This window comes from Xanthomonas sp. F1 (genome assembly GCF_014199855.1).
Genome location: NZ_JACHOK010000002.1, coordinates 927,814 through 945,623, shown reverse-complemented (window position 1 = coordinate 945,623; position 17,810 = coordinate 927,814). Strand labels below are relative to the sequence as shown.

The 17,810-nt window shown below is 68.6% G+C and carries 17 protein-coding genes; 7 read left to right on the top strand and 10 right to left on the bottom strand.

What is annotated here, in order from left to right; genetic code table 11:
- Positions 1–5: 5 nt before the first annotated feature.
- From GGR71_RS08645 to GGR71_RS08635, 3 genes are all read right to left on the bottom strand, one after another.
- Complete coding sequence (locus tag GGR71_RS08645; protein WP_160958880.1) at positions 6–494, bottom strand: acyltransferase; 489 nt, start codon at positions 492–494, stop codon at positions 6–8.
- Positions 491–2,158, bottom strand: a complete 1,668-nt coding sequence (locus GGR71_RS08640; protein WP_160958883.1) for a CTP synthase — start codon at positions 2,156–2,158, stop codon at positions 491–493. Before GGR71_RS08640 ends, GGR71_RS08645 begins: the two co-directional genes overlap by 4 nt.
- A 137-nt stretch (positions 2,159–2,295) precedes the next feature.
- A complete protein-coding gene (locus tag GGR71_RS08635; RefSeq protein WP_010343426.1) occupies positions 2,296–2,550 on the bottom strand; it encodes a hypothetical protein in 255 nt (84 codons plus the stop codon).
- A gap of 165 nt (positions 2,551–2,715) precedes the next feature.
- Between GGR71_RS08635 and parE the strand changes: the two genes are divergently transcribed.
- Positions 2,716–4,605 (top strand): DNA topoisomerase IV subunit B, encoded by a 1,890-nt coding sequence (gene parE / locus GGR71_RS08630; protein ID WP_160958886.1) that lies wholly within the window; start codon positions 2,716–2,718, stop codon positions 4,603–4,605.
- A 279-nt stretch (positions 4,606–4,884) separates the two neighbouring features.
- Here the strand turns inward: parE and GGR71_RS08625 are convergent, their stop codons facing one another.
- Positions 4,885–5,691, bottom strand: a complete 807-nt coding sequence (locus GGR71_RS08625) for a CDP-diacylglycerol diphosphatase (RefSeq protein ID WP_237474302.1) — start codon at positions 5,689–5,691, stop codon at positions 4,885–4,887.
- A 208-nt stretch (positions 5,692–5,899) separates the two neighbouring features.
- Between GGR71_RS08625 and GGR71_RS08620 the strand changes: the two genes are divergently transcribed.
- On the top strand, positions 5,900–7,348 hold the full coding sequence (locus GGR71_RS08620) for a S10 family peptidase (protein WP_202404962.1): 1,449 nt from the start codon (positions 5,900–5,902) through the stop codon (positions 7,346–7,348).
- Between the two features lie 234 nt (positions 7,349–7,582).
- On the opposite strand, the gene GGR71_RS08615 is transcribed toward GGR71_RS08620, so the two are convergent.
- Complete coding sequence (locus GGR71_RS08615) at positions 7,583–8,704, bottom strand: inorganic phosphate transporter (RefSeq protein WP_160958891.1); 1,122 nt, start codon at positions 8,702–8,704, stop codon at positions 7,583–7,585.
- Between the two features lie 82 nt (positions 8,705–8,786).
- A complete protein-coding gene (locus GGR71_RS08610; protein WP_160958893.1) occupies positions 8,787–9,413 on the bottom strand; it encodes a DUF47 domain-containing protein in 627 nt (208 codons plus the stop codon).
- A gap of 258 nt (positions 9,414–9,671) precedes the next feature.
- On the opposite strand from GGR71_RS08610, the gene GGR71_RS08605 reads away from it, so the two are divergent.
- Together GGR71_RS08605 and GGR71_RS08600 are read left to right on the top strand one after the other, a co-directional pair.
- Positions 9,672–11,015: a hemolysin family protein gene (locus GGR71_RS08605; protein ID WP_160958896.1), complete on the top strand. Its 1,344-nt coding sequence runs from the start codon at positions 9,672–9,674 to the stop codon at positions 11,013–11,015.
- Positions 10,999–11,661: an exopolysaccharide biosynthesis protein gene (locus GGR71_RS08600; RefSeq protein ID WP_160958899.1), complete on the top strand. Its 663-nt coding sequence runs from the start codon at positions 10,999–11,001 to the stop codon at positions 11,659–11,661. The genes GGR71_RS08605 and GGR71_RS08600 overlap by 17 nt, the downstream gene beginning before the upstream one ends.
- Before the next feature lie 36 nt (positions 11,662–11,697).
- On the opposite strand, the gene GGR71_RS08595 is transcribed toward GGR71_RS08600, so the two are convergent.
- Both GGR71_RS08595 and GGR71_RS08590 read right to left on the bottom strand, forming a co-directional pair.
- Positions 11,698–11,886 (bottom strand): hypothetical protein, encoded by a 189-nt coding sequence (locus GGR71_RS08595; protein ID WP_160959079.1) that lies wholly within the window; start codon positions 11,884–11,886, stop codon positions 11,698–11,700.
- A gap of 198 nt (positions 11,887–12,084) precedes the next feature.
- Positions 12,085–13,083 carry an LLM class flavin-dependent oxidoreductase gene (locus GGR71_RS08590; RefSeq protein WP_160958902.1) on the bottom strand — a complete coding sequence of 333 codons (999 nt, stop codon included), beginning with the start codon at positions 13,081–13,083 and terminating at the stop codon, positions 12,085–12,087.
- 538 nt (positions 13,084–13,621) lie between these two features.
- Here GGR71_RS08590 and GGR71_RS08585 point away from each other — a divergent pair.
- Entirely contained in the window at positions 13,622–14,428 is an 807-nt protein-coding gene (locus tag GGR71_RS08585) for an SDR family oxidoreductase (protein WP_160958905.1), read from the top strand.
- A 365-nt stretch (positions 14,429–14,793) separates the two neighbouring features.
- Here the strand turns inward: GGR71_RS08585 and GGR71_RS08580 are convergent, their stop codons facing one another.
- Both GGR71_RS08580 and GGR71_RS08575 read right to left on the bottom strand, forming a co-directional pair.
- Positions 14,794–15,531 carry a sulfurtransferase gene (locus GGR71_RS08580; protein ID WP_160958907.1) on the bottom strand — a complete coding sequence of 246 codons (738 nt, stop codon included), beginning with the start codon at positions 15,529–15,531 and terminating at the stop codon, positions 14,794–14,796.
- Between the two features lie 115 nt (positions 15,532–15,646).
- On the bottom strand, positions 15,647–16,012 hold the full coding sequence (locus GGR71_RS08575; RefSeq protein ID WP_184451827.1) for a DUF6164 family protein: 366 nt from the start codon (positions 16,010–16,012) through the stop codon (positions 15,647–15,649).
- A 66-nt stretch (positions 16,013–16,078) separates the two neighbouring features.
- On the opposite strand from GGR71_RS08575, the gene GGR71_RS08570 reads away from it, so the two are divergent.
- The gene (locus GGR71_RS08570; protein ID WP_160958912.1) at positions 16,079–16,525 is read left to right on the top strand and encodes an FKBP-type peptidyl-prolyl cis-trans isomerase; all 447 of its coding nucleotides are present in this window, start codon (positions 16,079–16,081) and stop codon (positions 16,523–16,525) included.
- Positions 16,526–16,538: 13 nt separating this feature from the next.
- Positions 16,539–17,801 carry a TIGR03862 family flavoprotein gene (locus GGR71_RS08565; RefSeq protein ID WP_160958914.1) on the top strand — a complete coding sequence of 421 codons (1,263 nt, stop codon included), beginning with the start codon at positions 16,539–16,541 and terminating at the stop codon, positions 17,799–17,801.
- Positions 17,802–17,810 lie beyond the last annotated feature (9 nt).

Here is a 17,810-nt window from a genome sequence, read left to right as displayed (position 1 = left end):
TGCCGTCAGTTTTCATGTACTGCTCCATCCAGCATTTTGATGAGCTTGGCTGGCGCGCCGCCAACAACTGCAAAGGGAGGAACGTCGTGAGTCACGACCGCTCCGGCAGCGACTACCGCGTGTTCGCCGATGATGCAGGGCCCTACAAGGATCGCTCCCGTACAGATCCACGCACCTCGCTTTACGACGATATCGCGCCCTTTTTGCGGAATGCTCGTTTGCCGCTCTTGGTCAAACCGTGTCGCATCGTGACTGCCCGTCAGCAACTTCACCTCATGGCCGAAGAACGCCCAGTCCTCGATACGGATGCTGCCAGACGACAGGTTGAACGTCGCATTGTTAACGACCGCGCTGGCTGCGATATCGAGGGTGTTGGAACCGTCCGAAGACTCGAAAACCAATGGCTTGTTGAGGACGATGTCTTTGACGAACGCTTCCGTTTCAGGGTCTTTCAGGATCTTGCGTAGCAAGACCTTGTAGTCGTCCTCAGTCATTGGGCAACCGCTTCCTTCAGCAGCTTGCCGCCGGCCTTGCGCTCGCGCGCAGCCCGGACGAAACCGATGAACAAGGGATGGCCGTCGCGCGGCGTGGACAGGAACTCCGGGTGTGCCTGGCAGGCCAGGAACCACGGATGCGTCTGGCGCGGCAACTCCACCATTTCCACCAGGGTGTCGTCCATCGACTTGGCGGCAATCACCAGACCGGCGTCCTCCAACTGGGTGCGATAGCGGTTGTTGAACTCGTAGCGGTGGCGGTGGCGCTCGGCCACCACGTCCTTGCCGTACAGCTCGCGCGCCAGCGTGCCCGGCTTGAGCCGCTGCTCCTGCAGGCCAAGGCGCATGGTGCCACCGAGGTCGGACTTCTCGTCGCGCTTCTCGACATCGCCGCTGGCGGTGCGCCATTCGGTGATCAGGCCGATCACCGGGTACGGCGACTGCCGGTCGTTCTCGGTGCTGTTGGCCGCGTCCAGCCCGGCGACATGCCGCGCATAGTCGACCACCGCGGCCTGCATGCCGTAGCAGATGCCGAAGTACGGCACGCCGTGCTGGCGTGCGTAGCGCGAGGTCAGCACCTTGCCTTCGAAGCCGCGGTCGCCGAAGCCACCCGGCACCAGGATGCCGTCCACGTCGGCCAGCGCCGCCATGTCGCTGCCTTCCAGGTCCTGCGCTTCCAGCCACTTGAGGTTGACCTTGGTGCGCTGGCGCAGGCCGCCGTGCTTGAGCGCCTCGCCGACCGACTTGTAGGCATCCTGGTGGTCCACATACTTGCCGACCACGGCGATGGTGACCTCGTCGAGCGGATGCTTGATCGCATCGACCACCGCCTCCCACTCCGACAGGTTGGCCGCGCCGACCTTGTCGCGCAGCTTGAACTGGTCGATGACGATCTCGTCCAGGCCCTGCCGGTGCAGTTCCAGCGGCATGCCGTAGAGCACGTCGATGTCGGCGGCACTGATCACCGCGCGCTCGGAGACGTTGGTGAACAGCGCGATCTTGCGCCGCTCCGAATCCGGGATCGCCTGTTCCGAGCGGCACAGCAGCACGTCCGGCTGGATGCCGATCGAGCGCAGTTCCTTGACCGAATGCTGGGTCGGCTTGGTCTTCAGCTCGCCGGCCGCGGCGATGTACGGCACCAGGGTCAGGTGCATGAACATGGCCTTCTCGGCGCCGCGCTCGGTACGCACCTGACGGATCGCTTCCAGGAACGGCAGCGACTCGATGTCGCCGACGGTGCCGCCGATCTCGACCAGGGCCACGTCGTGGCCGGCGGTGGCTTCATCCACGCAGCGACGGATCTCGTCGGTGATGTGCGGAATCACCTGCACAGTGGCGCCAAGGTAGTCGCCGCGGCGCTCCTTGCGGATCACGTTCTCGTAGATGCGCCCGGTGGTGACCGAATTCTTGCGCGACAGGCGCGTGCGCACGAAGCGCTCGTAATGCCCCAGGTCCAGGTCGGTCTCGGCGCCGTCGTCGGTGACGTACACCTCGCCGTGCTGGAACGGGCTCATCGTGCCCGGGTCGACGTTGATGTAGGGGTCCAGCTTCATCATCGTGACCGACAAGCCACGTGCTTCGAGAATGGACGCAAGCGAAGCGGCCGCGATGCCCTTGCCAAGCGAGGACACTACGCCGCCGGTAACGAAGATCAGGGGGGTCATGGCTCAAAGGCCTCCCGGAAAGCCATAGTTTAACGGGTGAAGCGGATTTGCCCAAGCGCTTTCGCGCAACAGCCGCCCCACAAAACAGCGACGCCCCGGGCGACCGGGGCGTCGTGTGCAGGAAACCATGCGCAGGCTCAGGGCTTGCGCGCTTCCTCTTCCTCTTCCTTCTTCGGCGCGGCCGCATCCTTGCCGGCCTTGTGCTCGGCGGCCGCGGCGGCACGGCGCTTGGCCTTGGCATCGGCCTCGGCCTTTTCCTTGGCGACCTGCGCCTCATAGGCAGCGGCACCGGAGGCGGCCGGATCGGCGCTCTGCGCCTGGGCCATCGCGACCGGCACGGCCACCGCGGCGGCGACCAGGGCGGCCAGGGTCAACAGCTTGCGAACGTTCATGGCGGACTCCTTTGGGACGTGCGACGAAGATGTGGGCGACGTCGCGGTTTTTCCAGGGACAGCGTAGCGCCGAACCCCCGCACCTGCCCTGAACACCGGCGACGTGCAAAAAACCGCCGCAGACCGCACACTTCCGGATCTGCTTCGCGCCACCTGCTGAGACGCATGAATACCCGCTATAACGCCGCCGACATCGAAGTTCTCTCTGGCCTGGACCCGGTCAAGCGCCGGCCCGGCATGTACACCGACACCGCACGGCCAAACCACCTGGCGCAGGAAGTCATCGACAACGCCGTGGACGAGGCGCTGGCCGGCCACGCCCGGCACATCGAGGTGACGCTGTACAAGGACGGCAGTTGCGAGGTGTCCGACGACGGCCGCGGCATGCCGGTTGACATCCACCCGGAAGAGAAGATCTCCGGCGTCGAACTGATCCTCACCCGGCTGCACGCCGGCGGCAAGTTCAGCGACCGCAACTACACCTTCAGCGGCGGCCTGCACGGCGTCGGCGTCAGCGTGGTCAATGCGCTGTCCAATCGGGTGGAACTGTTCATCAAGCGCGAAGGCAACGAGTACCGCATGGCCTTCGCCGACGGCCACGCCGCCTCCAAGCTGGAGATCGTCGGTAGCGTCGGCAAGAAGAACACCGGCACGCGCCTGCGCTTCTGGCCGGATCCGAAGTATTTCGACACGCCGAAGTTCGCGGTGCGCGCGCTGCGCCATCTGCTGCGCGCCAAGGCGGTGCTGTGCCCCGGCCTGACCGTCAAGCTGCACGACGAGGCCACCGGCGAGCAGGACACCTGGTATTTCGAGGACGGCCTGCGCGACTACCTGCGTGGCGAACTGGCCGAGCGCGAACTGCTGCCGGCCGAGTTGTTCGTCGGCAGCCTGAAGAAGGACCGCGAGATCGTCGACTGGGCGGTGGCCTGGGTGGTGGAAGGCGAGCTGGTGCAGGAAAGCTACGTCAATCTGATTCCCACCGCGCAGCACGGCACCCATGTCAACGGCCTGCGCAGCGGCCTCACCGACGCACTGCGCGAGTTCTGCGATTTCCGCAACCTGCTGCCGCGCGGCGTGAAGCTGGCGCCGGAAGACGTGTGGGACCGGGTGGCGTTCGTGCTGTCGCTGAAGATGACCGACCCGCAGTTCAGCGGCCAGACCAAGGAACGCCTGTCCTCGCGCCAGGCCGCCGGCTTCATCGAAGGCGCCGCGCACGATGCCTTCAGCCTGTGGCTGAACCAGAACGTGGAGACCGGCACGCGCATCGCGCAGATCGCCATCGACCGCGCCAGCGCGCGGCTGAAGACCGAGAAGCAGATCGTGCGCAAGAAGGTCACCCAGGGTCCGGCACTGCCGGGCAAGCTGGCCGACTGCATCAGCCAGGATCTGTCGCGCACCGAGCTGTTCCTGGTCGAGGGCGACTCGGCCGGCGGCAGCGCCAAGCAGGCCCGCGACAAGGATTTCCAGGCGATCCTGCCGCTGCGCGGCAAGATCCTCAACACCTGGGAAGTGGCCTCCGGCAGCGTGCTGGCCTCGGAGGAAGTGCACAACCTGGCCATCGCCATCGGTTGCGACCCGGGCAAGGACGAGATCGACGGCCTGCGCTACGGCAAGGTGGTGATCCTGGCCGACGCCGACTCCGACGGACTGCACATCGCCACCCTGCTGACCGCGCTGTTCCTGCGCCATTTCCCCGCGCTGGTGCGCGCCGGCCACGTGTTCGTGGCGATGCCGCCGCTGTTCCGCGTGGACGTGGGCAAGCAGGTGTTCTACGCGCTGGACGAGGAAGAGAAGCGCTCGCTGCTGGACAAGATCGAGCGCGAGAAGATCAAGGGCCAGGTCAGCGTCACCCGCTTCAAGGGCCTGGGCGAGATGAATCCGCAGCAGTTGCGCGAATCCACCATCCACCCGGACACCCGGCGCCTGGTGCAGCTGACCGTGGACGACGGCGACCAGACCCGCTCGCTGATGGACATGCTGCTGGCCAAGAAGCGCGCCGGCGACCGCAAGCAGTGGCTGGAGACCAAGGGCGACCTGGCCTCGCTGGAGGTCTGAGCGGTCCCCACGCGCTGACGCCTCCCGTCAGCGTGTGCGCGGCGATGGCGCGCTGTTTGCCCTCCCGGCTCGGCTAGAACCGTGTCGCGTTTGCGGTAACGGATTACAGCTGCTCCCGAAAGCATCGTGTGGGAGCGACTTCAGTCGCGACGCGCGAAGCAAGCAGGTGCTCAAGCATGGTGCAGTCGGACTGAAGTCCCTCCCACAACGTGCCCGCTTCGCTCCGCATGCCAGGAGCGGCTCCACATTACATGCCAGAGATAACCGCCACCTAGGCGCTCACCCCTGCACAGCCACCGGCATCACGCCCGAGCAGTCGTGATCCTGCAGTTCCTCCGCACCGACCCCATCGCCAGGAAGCGCGGTGGCCGCCAGCAGCACGAAGCCGGGGTGGCCATCGAACTCCGCGCCGACCACCGCCAGCGTCTGCTGCGCCATGCGCTGCTGTGGTGGCAGGCCACGCGCCAGCAGCTTCAGCGGATTCGCATCGAGCGTCTGGCCGTCCACGCGCATGGCCCGATAGACGTGGCCGTGCAGCAGCTGCGGCAACGGCGCCCAGGCCGGACCGATCGAGGCCTGCATCGCCTGCAGTTGGTCGCGCACCTGCGGCGCCAGGCAATCGATGTGGATGTGCAACTGATCCTGCGAGCGCGCCGAGGGCGGATTGATCGTCAGGCTGGTCAGTTCGCGCGGCAGCGGCCGGCCCAGCGCACGCTCGACGCGGCTACGCGCCTGCCAGGCAAGACCCAACCAGTTCGGCGCACTGGCGGCACGCGCGCGCGGATCCTCGATCCCGCTGACCGGCACCGTCGGGATCAGCAGGTACTGGTAGGCGCCGCGCAGGTCCTTCATCAGGGCGTAGCGCTGGCCGGGCTCGGCATGCACTTCGCTGCACGGCGCCGGATCGGCGCCGGCCCGCGCCTGCGGCAGGCAGCGCGTGCTCAGCAGCCGCCACAAACGCTGGCGATCGTGGGCATGCGGATCGTGCGCCGCCGGCGAATCGGCCACGGGCGGCGCGCTGGTACAGCCGGTCAGCAGCGCCAGCAGGGACAGGCACAGCGGCAGGCGGGAACGAAGGACAGGCATGCGCAGCGGACCGGGGACGAAACGAACCGGCGATTGTAGCCAGCGCCGATGAACCGGCATGCCGCGGCCGCACCGCCGGCGACCATGGCTTTGGGCACATCCGCCGCGCCGGCGCCGCGGCCTAGCATGCCGGCTCCCTCCCTGCGAGCGACCGCCCGTGCCAACCTTCCCCTCCGTCCTGCTGGCCGTGCTGCTGGCCGCGACGCCGATGACCGCGGCACTGGCCGCCGATGCCGATGCGGCGAACGCCGACAAGGGCGACAAGCCCGCCGCCGAACCGGCGCCGCTGCCGGCCGATGCCCAGACCAGCCAATCCACCCAGCTCGACGGCCGCACGCTGCGCTACACCGTCAAGGTCGGCACGCTGCCGGTGAAGGACAAGCAGGGCAAGGTCGTCGCCGACGTGGTCTATACCGCCTACACCATGGACGGCAGGGACCGCCCGGTCACCTTCGCGCTCAACGGCGGCCCCGGCGCGGCCTCGGTGTATCTCAACCTGGGCGCGATCGGGCCGAAGGTGGTGGCGTTCGGCAGCGAGGGCGACAGCGCCTCGGCGCCGGCGCAGCTGCGCGACAACCCCGGCACTTGGCTGGACTTCACCGACCTGGTGTTCATCGACCCGGTCGGGACCGGCTTCAGCCGCTCGCGCGTGCCCGACGAGCAGGCCAAGAAGCAGTTCTACAACCCGCAGGCCGACATCGAGTACCTCTCGCGCACCATCTACGACTGGCTGCTGAAGAACCAGCGCCTGCAATCGCGCAAGTACCTGGTCGGCGAAAGCTACGGCGGCTTCCGCGGCCCGCGCATCACCCACTACCTGCAGACCAAGCTGGGCGTGGCGATGAACGGCGTGGTGCTGGTCTCGCCGTATCTGAATCCGACCCTGGACGACAACGGCGACGTCTCGCCGCTGCCGTGGATGCTGACCCTGCCCTCGATCGCCGCCGCGCGCCTGGAGCGCGAGGGCAAGCTGACCCCGGAGGCGATGCGCCAGGTGATCGACTACACCCGCGGCGATTACGTCACTGCGCTGCTGCGCGGGCGCTCCGACCCGGCCGGCACCACCCGCATGATCCAGCAGGTGACCGCGATGACCGGCCTGGATCCGGCCTTCGTGCGCCGCGCCGGCGGCCGCCTGGAGACCCAGGCCTATCTGCGCGAAGTGTTCCGCGACAAGGGCGAACTGGGCAGCCGCTACGACTCCAACGTCACCGCCTTCGACCCGTTCCCCAACGCCCCCGAGCAGCGCGCCAACGACCCGCTGCTGGACAGCATCATCGCCCCCACCACCACCGCGATGGTCGATTTCGTGACCCGCGTGGTCGGCTGGAAGATCGACGCCCGCTACCAGGCGCTGAACTACGACGTGAACCGGCTGTGGGACTGGGACGACGAACTGCGCAAGGGCTCGGTGACCGAACTGCGCCAGTCGGTGGCGATCGACCCGAAGCTGCGCGTGCTGATCGTGCACGGCTGGAACGACCTGTCGTGCCCGTTCATGGGCTCGGTGCTGACCGTGGACCAGATGCCGGTGATGGGCAACGACCCGACCCGCGTGCAGGTCAAGAACTACCCCGGCGGCCACATGTTCTACAACCGCGCCGACAGCCAGCGCGCGCTGCGGCAGGACGTGATGGCGATGTATCGGGCCAACTAGCGGGGATTGGGCATTCGGGATTGGGGATTCGTAAAAGCGGCTCCCCAGCGCTGAAAGCAGGAATTGGAGATTGGTGGATTGGGGATTCGCAAAAGCCGCGCCTCGACGGCGCGAGCCAGTACGAATGGGCTTGCGTCTACCCCGCTGAAGTGCGGCGGCGAACGCGGGATATCAGGCTAGCCGGGAGCCTGCCTTAGCGAATCCCCACTCCCGACTCCCCAATCCCCGCCCCTCTTACACCCAACCAAACCACGCAAATCCCCGGAAAATCAGATACGCCACGCCGGCCGCGGCCGGAATCGTCAGGATCCACGCCCAGACGATGCGCTCGATGACGCCGAAGCGCAGCGAGCGCGGGTTCTTGGCGAAGCCCACGCCCATGATCGCGGTGGAGATGCTGTGGGTGGTGGACACCGGCATGCCGAAGTGCGCGGCCAGGGTGAGGATCGTGGCCGAGCTGGTCTCCGCGGCGAAGCCGTGGATCGGGTGCAGCTTGACCATCTTGTGGCCCAGGGTCTTGATGATCTTCCAGCCGCCGGAGGCGGTGCCGGCGGCCATCACCACCGCGCAGGTCAGCACGATCCAGGTGGCGATGCCCTGCCCCTGATGGGCGTCCGGGTGCAGGAACCCCAGCCACGACGGCAGGTCGTCCAGGGCGCCGGTGCTCTGCGCGCCGAGCAGGGTCATGGCGATGATGCCCATGGTCTTCTGCGCGTCGTTGTGGCCGTGCGCATAGCCCATGTACGCGGCCGAAGCGATCTGCGCCTTGCCGAAGAAGGCGTTGACCCAGCGCGGCCGCGCCAAGCGCCCGAGCCGGCCGCCCAGCTTCGACAGGCCGGCGATCGCCGCCCACAGCAACAGCATCACCGCGATGCCGAGCAGGAAGCCGGCGATCGGCGAGGTGACCATCGGCACGAACACCTTCCACAGCAGGCCCTTGTTCTTGGCCCAGTCGCCGACGTTCTGCGACCAGATCAGCGCATCCCAGTCGTTGTGCGCGGCGGCCAGGCCGGCGCCGCACAGGCCGCCGATCAGCGCGTGCGAGGACGAGGACGGCAGGCCCTTCCACCAGGTGATCAGGTTCCAGACGATGCCGCCGAGCAGCGCGCACAGCACCACCTGCGGGGTCACCGCGACCACGTCGGTGTTGAGCAGGCCCGAGGCGATGGTCATCGCCACCGCGGTGCCGGTCAGCGCGCCGACCAGGTTCATCGCCGCGGCCAGCATCACCGCCCAGCCGGGGCTGAGCACCTTGGTGGCGACCACCGTGGCGATCGAGTTGGCGGTGTCGTGGAAGCCGTTGATGAACTCGAACACCAGTGCCGCCAGGATCACGATCAGGACCAGGGTCAGCATCGGCGCGCCTCCACGCACGCGGCGGCGACCGGCGCGCGCAGGGCGCCGCGGCCGCGCAGGCAGCAACTCCGCAGCGCGTCCATCAGGAGTTCTTCAGCACGATCTGGTAGACCACCACGCCGGCCTCGCGGCAGCGGTCGATGGCCTTCTCCAGGATTTCGAAGAACTCCTTGAGCAGGAACATCTGCAGGTTGTCCAGGCGCCCGGAGTAGATGTCGCGGTACAGCTCCAGCATCAGCCGGTCGGCCTCGTTCTCCAGCGAGCGCAGCTTGTCGTTGAGCGCGCTCATCCGGTCCAGGTGCATGTTGCGCAGGTCGTGGACCATCTCCACCACCACCGCCGCGGCCTGCTCCAGCATCGCCGCACGCGGGGCGAAATCGATGTGCTCCAGGTGCTGGATCGCCAGCGAGTAGCGGTCGGCGAACTTCTCCACCTGCTTGGGGATCTTGTACAGCGCCGAGCCCAACGCCTCGATGTCCTCGCGCTCGATCGGGGTCATGAAGCTGTCCACCAGCGCCTGGCCGATCTTGTCGGAGGCCGCGCGTTCGCGCAGGCGTGCCAGCTTGAAGCCGTCCAGCGCCGGCTGCCGGTCGGACTCGCGCATCATCGCGTGCAGGGCCTTGGTGCTGTCGTAGGCGGCCTGCGCCGCCTCGTCGAGCAGGGTGTAGAACTGCTTGCCGGAACCGAAGATGGTCTGCAACGAAAACATGCAACGCGCTTCCCGCCGTCGCGGGAAGGACGGCACTGGGGTGGAATTATGACTGTTTGCTGACACCTGCGGGTAGTCGCGGCACGGCAGGGCACCCGCGGGCGTGGGCGCCGCGTGGAAGCGGCTCCCTCCCGGGTTTGTTACCATCCCCGCCGCGCCCTTCGTGGGTGCACCCTATGGACGACCACCCTAGCCCCCCTCCCCCGCGCCGCAACGGCGCCCATGTCCCCGCTTTCCTTGGCGCCAAGGAGCGCGCGCATGCTTGAACTGTTGATCGTGGCAGCCCTGGTGCTGCTGAACGGTTTCTTTGCAATGTCCGAGATGTCGCTGATGACCTCGCGCAAGAGCCGGCTGAAGCAGATGGCCCAGTCCAGCACGCGCGCGGCCAAGGCGCTGGCGCTGGCCGAGAACCCCGAGCACTTCCTGTCCACCGTGCAGATCGGCATCACCGCGATCGGCATCCTGACCGGCGTGTTCGGCGGCGAGGCCATCGGCGTGGCGATCGCGACCAAGCTGCAGGCGCTGTTCCCGGCGCTGGCGGCCAACTTCACCCTGTTCGGCGACCCGCAACCCTGGTCGGCGCTGATCGGCAAGACCCTGGCGATCGTGCTGATCACCTTCCTGACGCTGATCTTCGGCGAACTGGTGCCCAAACGCCTGGCCCTGACCCGTTCCGAGGTCATCGCCGGCTTCGTCGCGATCCCCATGGGCTGGCTGGCCCGGGCCGCCGCGCCATTCGTCTGGGTGCTGTCGCGCTCGACCCGGCTGGTGCTGCGCCTGTTCGGCCTGGGCAAGGAGGAATCGGCGTCGGTGACCGAAGAGGAGATCCGCATGCTGGTGGCCGAGAGCCACGAAGCCGGCGTGATCGACGCGCACGAGCGCGACATGATGAACCGGGTCATGCGCCTGGGCGACCGCACCGCCGACAGTCTGATGACCCCGCGCAACCGCATCGCATGGCTCGACGCCAACGCCGAGCCGCAGCGCAACCTGCAGGTGATGCGCGAACACGAATTCTCCCGCTACCCGGTGTACCGCGGCAGCGACCAGGACATCGCCGGCGTGCTGGAAGTGAAATCGCTGGTCACGCGCATGGACGGCGACGCCACCCAGCTGTTCCAGAGCCTGCGCGACACCTTGTTCGTGTCCGAGTCCACCCACGCAATGAAGCTGCTGGAGATCTTCCGCGAGGAGCAGCAGTCGATGGCGCTGGTGGTGGACGAATACGGCGAGATCCAGGGTCTGGTCACGATCAGCGACCTGATGGGCGCGGTGGTCGGGCGCCTGCAGTCGGCCGACAACGCCGACGAGGACGCGCTGGTGGTGACCCGCGCCGACGGCTCGCTGCTGATCGACGGCTCGCTGGCGATCGAGGACCTGCGCGAACTGCTGGGCGGCGCCGAGCTGCCCAGCGCCGAGGAGGGCGACTACAACACCCTGGCCGGCCTGTGCATCTATTACTTCGGGCGCATCCCGCACGCGGGCGAGTTCTTCGACTGGGCCGGCTGGCGCATCGAGATCGTCGACCTGGACGGTGCGCGCGTGGACAAGCTGCTGCTGCGCAAGCTGCAGGACGAGAACAGCGATGACATCACCGGGTGACGCGCCCGGCGGCGCGCCGCACGAGCGCGACCACGGCTACAGCGCCGAGGGCATCCGCACCCTGCTCGATACCTTCGTCCTCGGCGACCCGGAGGAACACCTGCGGCTGCGGCTGATCCTCGCCGATCTGCAGCAGAGCGCGTTCGGCGTGTTCCTGTTCGTGGCGATCCTGCCGGCGTTCCTGCCGGTGCCGGGCCTGGCCGGCGGCATCAGCGGGCCGCTGGTGACGCTGATCGGCCTGCAGATGCTGATCGGCCTGCGCAAGCCATGGCTGCCGCGCTTCATCGGCGAGCGCGGGCCGCGCCGCCGCACCATGCAGCGCTTCGTCGGCCGTATCGCGCCCTGGCTGCGGCGCCTGGACCGGCTACTGAAGCCGCGCCTGTCGGCGCTGGTCGACACCCTGCCGGCGCGCGCCTTCAGCGGCCTGCTGCTGATCGTGCTGGGGGTCCTGCTGTCGCTGCCGATCCCGTTCACCAACTACGCGTTCGGCGCGATGTTGCTGCTGTTCGCGCTGGCCTTGCTGGAGCGCGACGGTGGGCTGATGCTGCTGTCCTGGCTAGGCAGCATCGCGGTGGCGCTGAGCCTGGGATTGGCCTCGGACCAGGTGGTCGACCTGGGCCGGGAATGGATGCAGAAGCTGCGCTGATCGCGCGACCGCAGCGGAACTGCGCCGCTGCCTGCCTCACTTCACCAGATACAGCGCCGCATCGTTGGCGAACACATTGCGCATGTGCGACGGACGCGGCGATGCCGTCTGCGTCGTCCCTTCGGTCGCGCGGCTGCGCACGCGCTCCAGGCATTTGCTCATCTGTTGCAAGGCCGCCTCCAGCCCACACTCGTGGGCCGGCGCCATCGGATGCTGTGCGTTCATTACTGCCCCCTGTTTCGCGTCGTTGTTCGGCCATGTTCCGGGCCGAGCGCCACGCTGATGCGCGACGTGAAACGATGACATACCCGGGAAAATCAAGACATCGTGAAAGCAGCGCATGGTGTGATGCATATCAATACAAATGCCGTGTTCCTCGCAAAAGCGCGTCTGCGCTTGTAGACACGTGCGCAGACCCGTGCATCAGGCCGCTGCAACGACCTGCATCCATGCATCCGCCGCGAGTTGGAACGAGCGCAAACGTGCGGCGTGATCGTGGATGTTCGCGGTGAACAGCAACTCGTCCGGACGATGCCGCGCGACGAAATCGGCCAGGCCCTGTGCAACCGTTTCGGGATCGCCGAGCACGGTGCAGGCCAGCGCGCGCTCCACGCCCAGCTTCTCGTGCGGTGCCCAGAACGCCTCGATATCGTCGATCGGCGGCGGAATCAGCCCCGGGCGGCCGCGGCGCAGGTTGACGAAGCTCTGCTGCTGGGTGGTGAACAAGCGCCGCGCTTCGGCCGTGGACGCGGCGGCCACCACGTTCAACGCCAGTACCGCATACGGCGCCTGCAGCCGCGACGACGCGCGGAACTCGCGGCGATACACCGCCAGCGCCTCGTCCATCGCGTCCGGCGCGAAATGCGAGGCGAAGGCGAACGGCAGCCCCATTGTTGCGGCCAGGCGCGCACTGAACAGGCTGGAACCGAGCAGCCACACCGGCACCTCGATGCCGGCGCCCGGCACGGCGCGCACCAGTTGCCCATCCACCGCCGGCTCGAAGTAGCGCAGCAGTTCGGCCACGTCTTGCGGGAACTGGTCGGCGCTGTCGAAGTAGCGACGCAACGCGCGCGCCGTGGCCTGGTCGGTCCCGGGCGCGCGGCCCAGGCCCAGGTCGATGCGTCCCGGATACAGCGAGGCCAGGGTGCCAAACTGTTCGGCCACCTGCAGCGGCGCATGGTTGGGCAGCATGATGCCGCCAGCGCCGACGCGGATGCGCTTGGTGCCGCCGGCCACATGCCCGATCAGCACCGCGGTGGCGGCGCTGGCGATGCCCGGCATGTTGTGGTGCTCGGCCAGCCAGTAACGGTGGTAGCCCCAGCGTTCGGCGTGCTGGGCCAGGTCCAGCATGTTGGCGAAGGCACCAGCGGTGTCGCTGCCTTCGCAGACCGGGGCGAGGTCGAGGATGGAGATCGGCATCATGGTGAGGCAGGTTTCCTGCAGGCGATGCGATCAAGGTGGGGGCATGGGACGGCGATTGCAGCGGCTGCGACCGGAACGCTGATTTGCGCTGGGTGTAGGTGTGGGTACACGAGGCAGCACGCTTGGCTGGCGGTCGTACCCTCACCCCAACCCCTCTCCCGATGGGAGAGGGGCTCCGGCTTTCCCTCTTCCTCCGGGAGAAGGTGCCCCGCAGGGGCGGATGAGGGTACGGGCGAAGCCTCGCGCAACCAGATCAGTGCAGGCGCTGCGCGCTACCTACCCTCACCCCAACCCCTCTCCCGATGGGAGAGGGGCTCCGACTTTCCCTTCTCCCTCCGGGAGAAGGTGCCCAGCAGGGGCGGATGAGGGTACGGGCGAAGCCTCGCGCAACCAGATCAATGCAGACGCTGCGCGCTCCCTACCTCCCCCCAACCCTCTCCCGATGGGAGAGGGGCTTTGGTTGCCTGCACCGCACTACCACGCGGGTTGCACGGCGCGCTGGCTACGCTGGACACCCCGCACTCGCCTGGTCGTCGCCATGTCGCTGATCCCACCACCCGCCCCGGTTCCCGCGCTGCCCTTGCAAGACCGGGTGGTGCTGGTCACCGGCGGCGCCCAAGGCATCGGCCGCGGTGTGGTGCAAGCGGTGCTGGGCGCTGGCGGCCGGGTCGCCTTCTGCGATCTCGACGCCGATGCCGGCCGTGCCTGCGTGGCCGAACTGGATGCCGGCGAGCGTCTGCTGTTCCGCCGCGTCGACGTGGCCGCCGAGGCCAGCGTGCACCGCTTCATCGACGCCGCGCTCGCCCGCTTCGGTCGCATCGACGGCCTGGTCAACAATGCCGGCATCGCCGATCCGCATACCGGCCCGCTGGAGCGGCTGTCGCTGCGCGAATGGAACCGGCGGCTCGGGGCGAGCCTGGGCGGTGCGTTCCTGTGCAGCAAGCATGCCCTGCCGGCGCTGCGCGACAGCCGCGACGGCGGTGCCATCGTCAACATCGCCTCCACCCGCGCGCAGCAGTCCGAACCGGACACCGAGGCCTACGCCGCATCCAAGGGCGGGCTGGTGGCCTTCACCCATGCGCTGGCGATCAGCGCCGGTCCGGCGGTGCGGGTCAACTGCATCAGCCCCGGCTGGATCGCCACCGACGCCTGGCGCAAGCCGAACGCGCGACGCACGCCCACACTGTCGCGGCAGGACCATGCGCAGCACCCGGCCGGGCGGGTCGGCACGCCGCCGGACATCGGCGCGCTGGCGGTCTATCTGCTGTCGGCGCAGGCCGGCTTCATCACCGGCCAGGAGTTCGTGGTCGATGGCGGGATGACGCGGAAGATGCAGTACGCCTGATGGCGGCGATTGGGGAGTTGGGATTGGTGAGTCGTTGAAGCGCTGGGATTGGGGAGTCGGGATTGGGGAGTCGTTAAAGCGGCTGTTGCCTCATCTGAAGGGCCGAGTGCGCCATCTGGCCACTGGCTCGCTACGCTGGCAAACACCGTATGGCTCGGAGTGCTCAGGCGCCTTCCAGGCCAGAACCGTTTCCGAGATTCGCGATGGAGGACTGGGATTCGCTGAAGCGGATTCCTTTGAAGCTCAGAGCAGACGCGGGGGCATGCAGCGAGCCGAAACCCACTCACAGGGCGCGAGTCTTCCGGCAGTCGCGAGGCAGCCCGCCTTTGCCAATCCCCAATCCCGACTCCCCAATCCCGCGGCAATCAGCCGCCCACCAGCGGCTCCAACTGCGGATCCAGCGCCACGCGTTCGTCGAAGACGAAACAGCGGCCGTCGTAGCCTTCGCCGCCCACCTCCTCGAAGTAGCCGAGGATGCCGCCGTCCAGTTGCAGCACGTTGTCCATGCCGTCGGCGCGCATCCACAGCGCCGCCTTCTCGCAGCGGATGCCGCCGGTGCAGAAGCTGACCACGGTGGCGTCGGCCAGTGCCGCGCGATGCGGGGCCAGCGCCTCCGGCAGGTCGGTGAACTTGACGATCGGCAGGGTCAACGCGCCGGCAAAGGTGCCATGCACCACCTCCTGCGCATTGCGCGTGTCCAGCAGCACCACGCGCCGGCCGGTGTCGTCGTGGCCCTGGCGCAACCAGCGCTGCAGCGTGGCCGGCGCTACCGCGGGCGCGCGCACCGCCTCCAGCGGCGAGGCGGCCTCACGGCGGAAGCTGATGATCTCCGGCTTGACCTTGACCTTCAGCCGCGCGAACGGCTGCTGCGCACTGGCGCTGGTCTTGATGCGCAGATCGGCGAAGCGCGTGTCCGCGCGCAGTTGCACATAGAAGGCGTCGATCGCCGCTGGCCTACCCGCCAGGAACAGGTTGATGCCCTCGCCCGCCACCAGGATCGTGCCGCGCAGGGCGCCGGCCTGCGCCCAGGCGTGCAATTGCGCGGCGAGCGCGTCGGGGTCGGCGATGGCGACGAAGTGGTAGGCGGCGGTGTTGGCGATCATCGGCGCATTTTAGAGCCTGCGACGCGCGACCGCTGCCGGAACACGCCTCGCCGTTGCGCACCGGCGCACCGGCGCATCGGCCCAGCGCGCCGAGACACGCATCAACGCCGGGCCGCTACCCGCGCAGCAACAGGAACGGCAGCAACACCAGCGAGGCGACCAGCAGCATGCCCAGCAGCGTCGCCAGCACGAACAACGGACGCCGCCGCAGCAGGCTGGCGAAGGTCTCGGCGCTGCCGTCGCGCAGCGCCGCGGCACGCTCGGCGCGGGCGCGTTCGCTGCGCTGAGCCTGGTAGTCGGCCAGCAGCGCCTTGGCCCGCGCCTGCTCGGCATCCTCGCGCAGCCAGATGCCACCGGCGGAGATGCCGAAGGTGCCGGCGCGGGTTTCGTAGTAGCCGATGCCGGCGGCGTCGAGCAGCGCGCAGACCTCGGCGCGTTCGTCGTCGGGCACGTGGCGCAGGTTGAGCAGCAGTTTGGCCATGCGCCGCATGATAGCCGCTGCGGCGATGCGCTACCCTTGCACGCCCTGCCCGCCTGGACATCCCGCATGCGCCGAATCCTGCTGCTGTTGAGCCTGTCGTTGTTGCCGGCGTGGCTGCTGAGCGGCTGCACGCCGCCGGGCCCGCCACCCGGCGGCAGCATCGCCGCGTTCCAGGCCACCGACGAACGCGTGGGCGACGGCACCGAAGCGCGCCCCGGCAGCCGGGTCACCGTGCACTACACCGGCTGGCTGTACGACGAGCACGCCAAGGACAAGCGCGGCGAGAAGTTCGATGCCTCCGCCGACCACGGCCAACCCTTCAGCTTCGTGCTCGGCGCCGGCCAGGTGATTCGCGGCTGGGACGACGGCGTGGCCGGCATGCGCGTGGGCGGCAAGCGCCTGCTGATGCTGCCCTCGGACTACGGCTACGGCGCCAACGGCGCCGGCGGGGTGATCCCGCCGGGCGCCTCGCTGGTGTTCGAGGTCGAACTGCTCGATGTCCAGCCGCGTTGAGCCGCACTCGCCGATGGCCGCCGCCAAACACGCCGCGCCGGTGCGCGGCCGTCTCGCCATCGTCGGCGGCGGCCCGGCCGGGCTGATCGCCGCCGAGACCGCGCGCGCCGCCGGCGCCGAGGTCGATGTGTACGAGGCCAAGGGGTCGGTGGGACGCAAGTTCCTGATCGCCGGCAAGGGCGGTCTCAACCTGACCCACTCCGATCCGTTCGACCGTTTCGTCACCCGCTATCGCGAACGCGCGACGGCGGTCGGCGACTGGCTGGCCGACTTCGATGCCGACGCACTGCGCGCCTGGGCGCAGGCGCAGGGCGTGGACACCTATGTCGGCAGCTCCGGGCGGGTGTTTCCACGGGACCGCAAGGCCGCGCCGCTGCTGCGCGGCTGGGTACGACGGCTGAAGGACGCCGGCGTGCGCTTCCACGTGCAGCAGCGCTGGCTGGGCTGGGACGCGGACGGCGCGCTGCGCTTCGCCGGCGCCGACGGCGAGCAGCGGGTGCAGGCCGATGCCTGCGTGCTGGCGCTGGGTGGCGGCAGCTGGCCGCAGCTCGGATCCGACGGCGCGTGGCAGGACACGCTGCGCGCGCGCGGCGTGGAGGTGGCGCCGCTGCAGCCGGCCAACTGCGGTTTCGACGTGGACTGGAGCGCGCATTTCCGCGACCGCCACGCCGGCGCGCCGCTGAAGCCGATGGTCGCGCACTGGCACGATGCGCAGGGCCGGCCGCAGTCGCTGCAGGGCGAATGCGTGGTCGGCGAACACGGTATCGAGGGCAGCCTGATCTATGCGCTGGCCGCGGACCTGCGCGAGGCCATCGCCGCACACGGCCCGGCCACGCTGTGGCTGGACCTGGCGCCGGGCCGGGACCTGCCGCGGCTGCAGGCCGAACTCGGCAAGCCGCGCGGCGGCCGCAGCTTCGGCGAGCACCTGCGCCGCCAAGCCGGCATCGACGGGGTCAAGGCGGCCCTGCTGTTCGAGATCCTCGGCAAGCAGGCCGGCCAGGATCCGGCGCTGGCCGCGGCCACGCTCAAGCGCCTGCCGCTGACCCTGCAGCGCCCGCGTCCGTTGGCCGAGGCGATCAGCAGCGCCGGCGGGGTGCGCCTGGAGGCGCTGGATGCGCAGTTGATGCTGCGGGCGCTGCCGGGCACGTTCTGCGCCGGCGAAATGCTCGATTGGGAAGCGCCGACCGGCGGCTACCTGCTCACGGCGTGCTTCGCCAGCGGCCTGCGCGCCGGACGCGGCGCAGTGGCCTGGCTGCAGGGCCAAGCCGCGCACTGACGTCCGCTG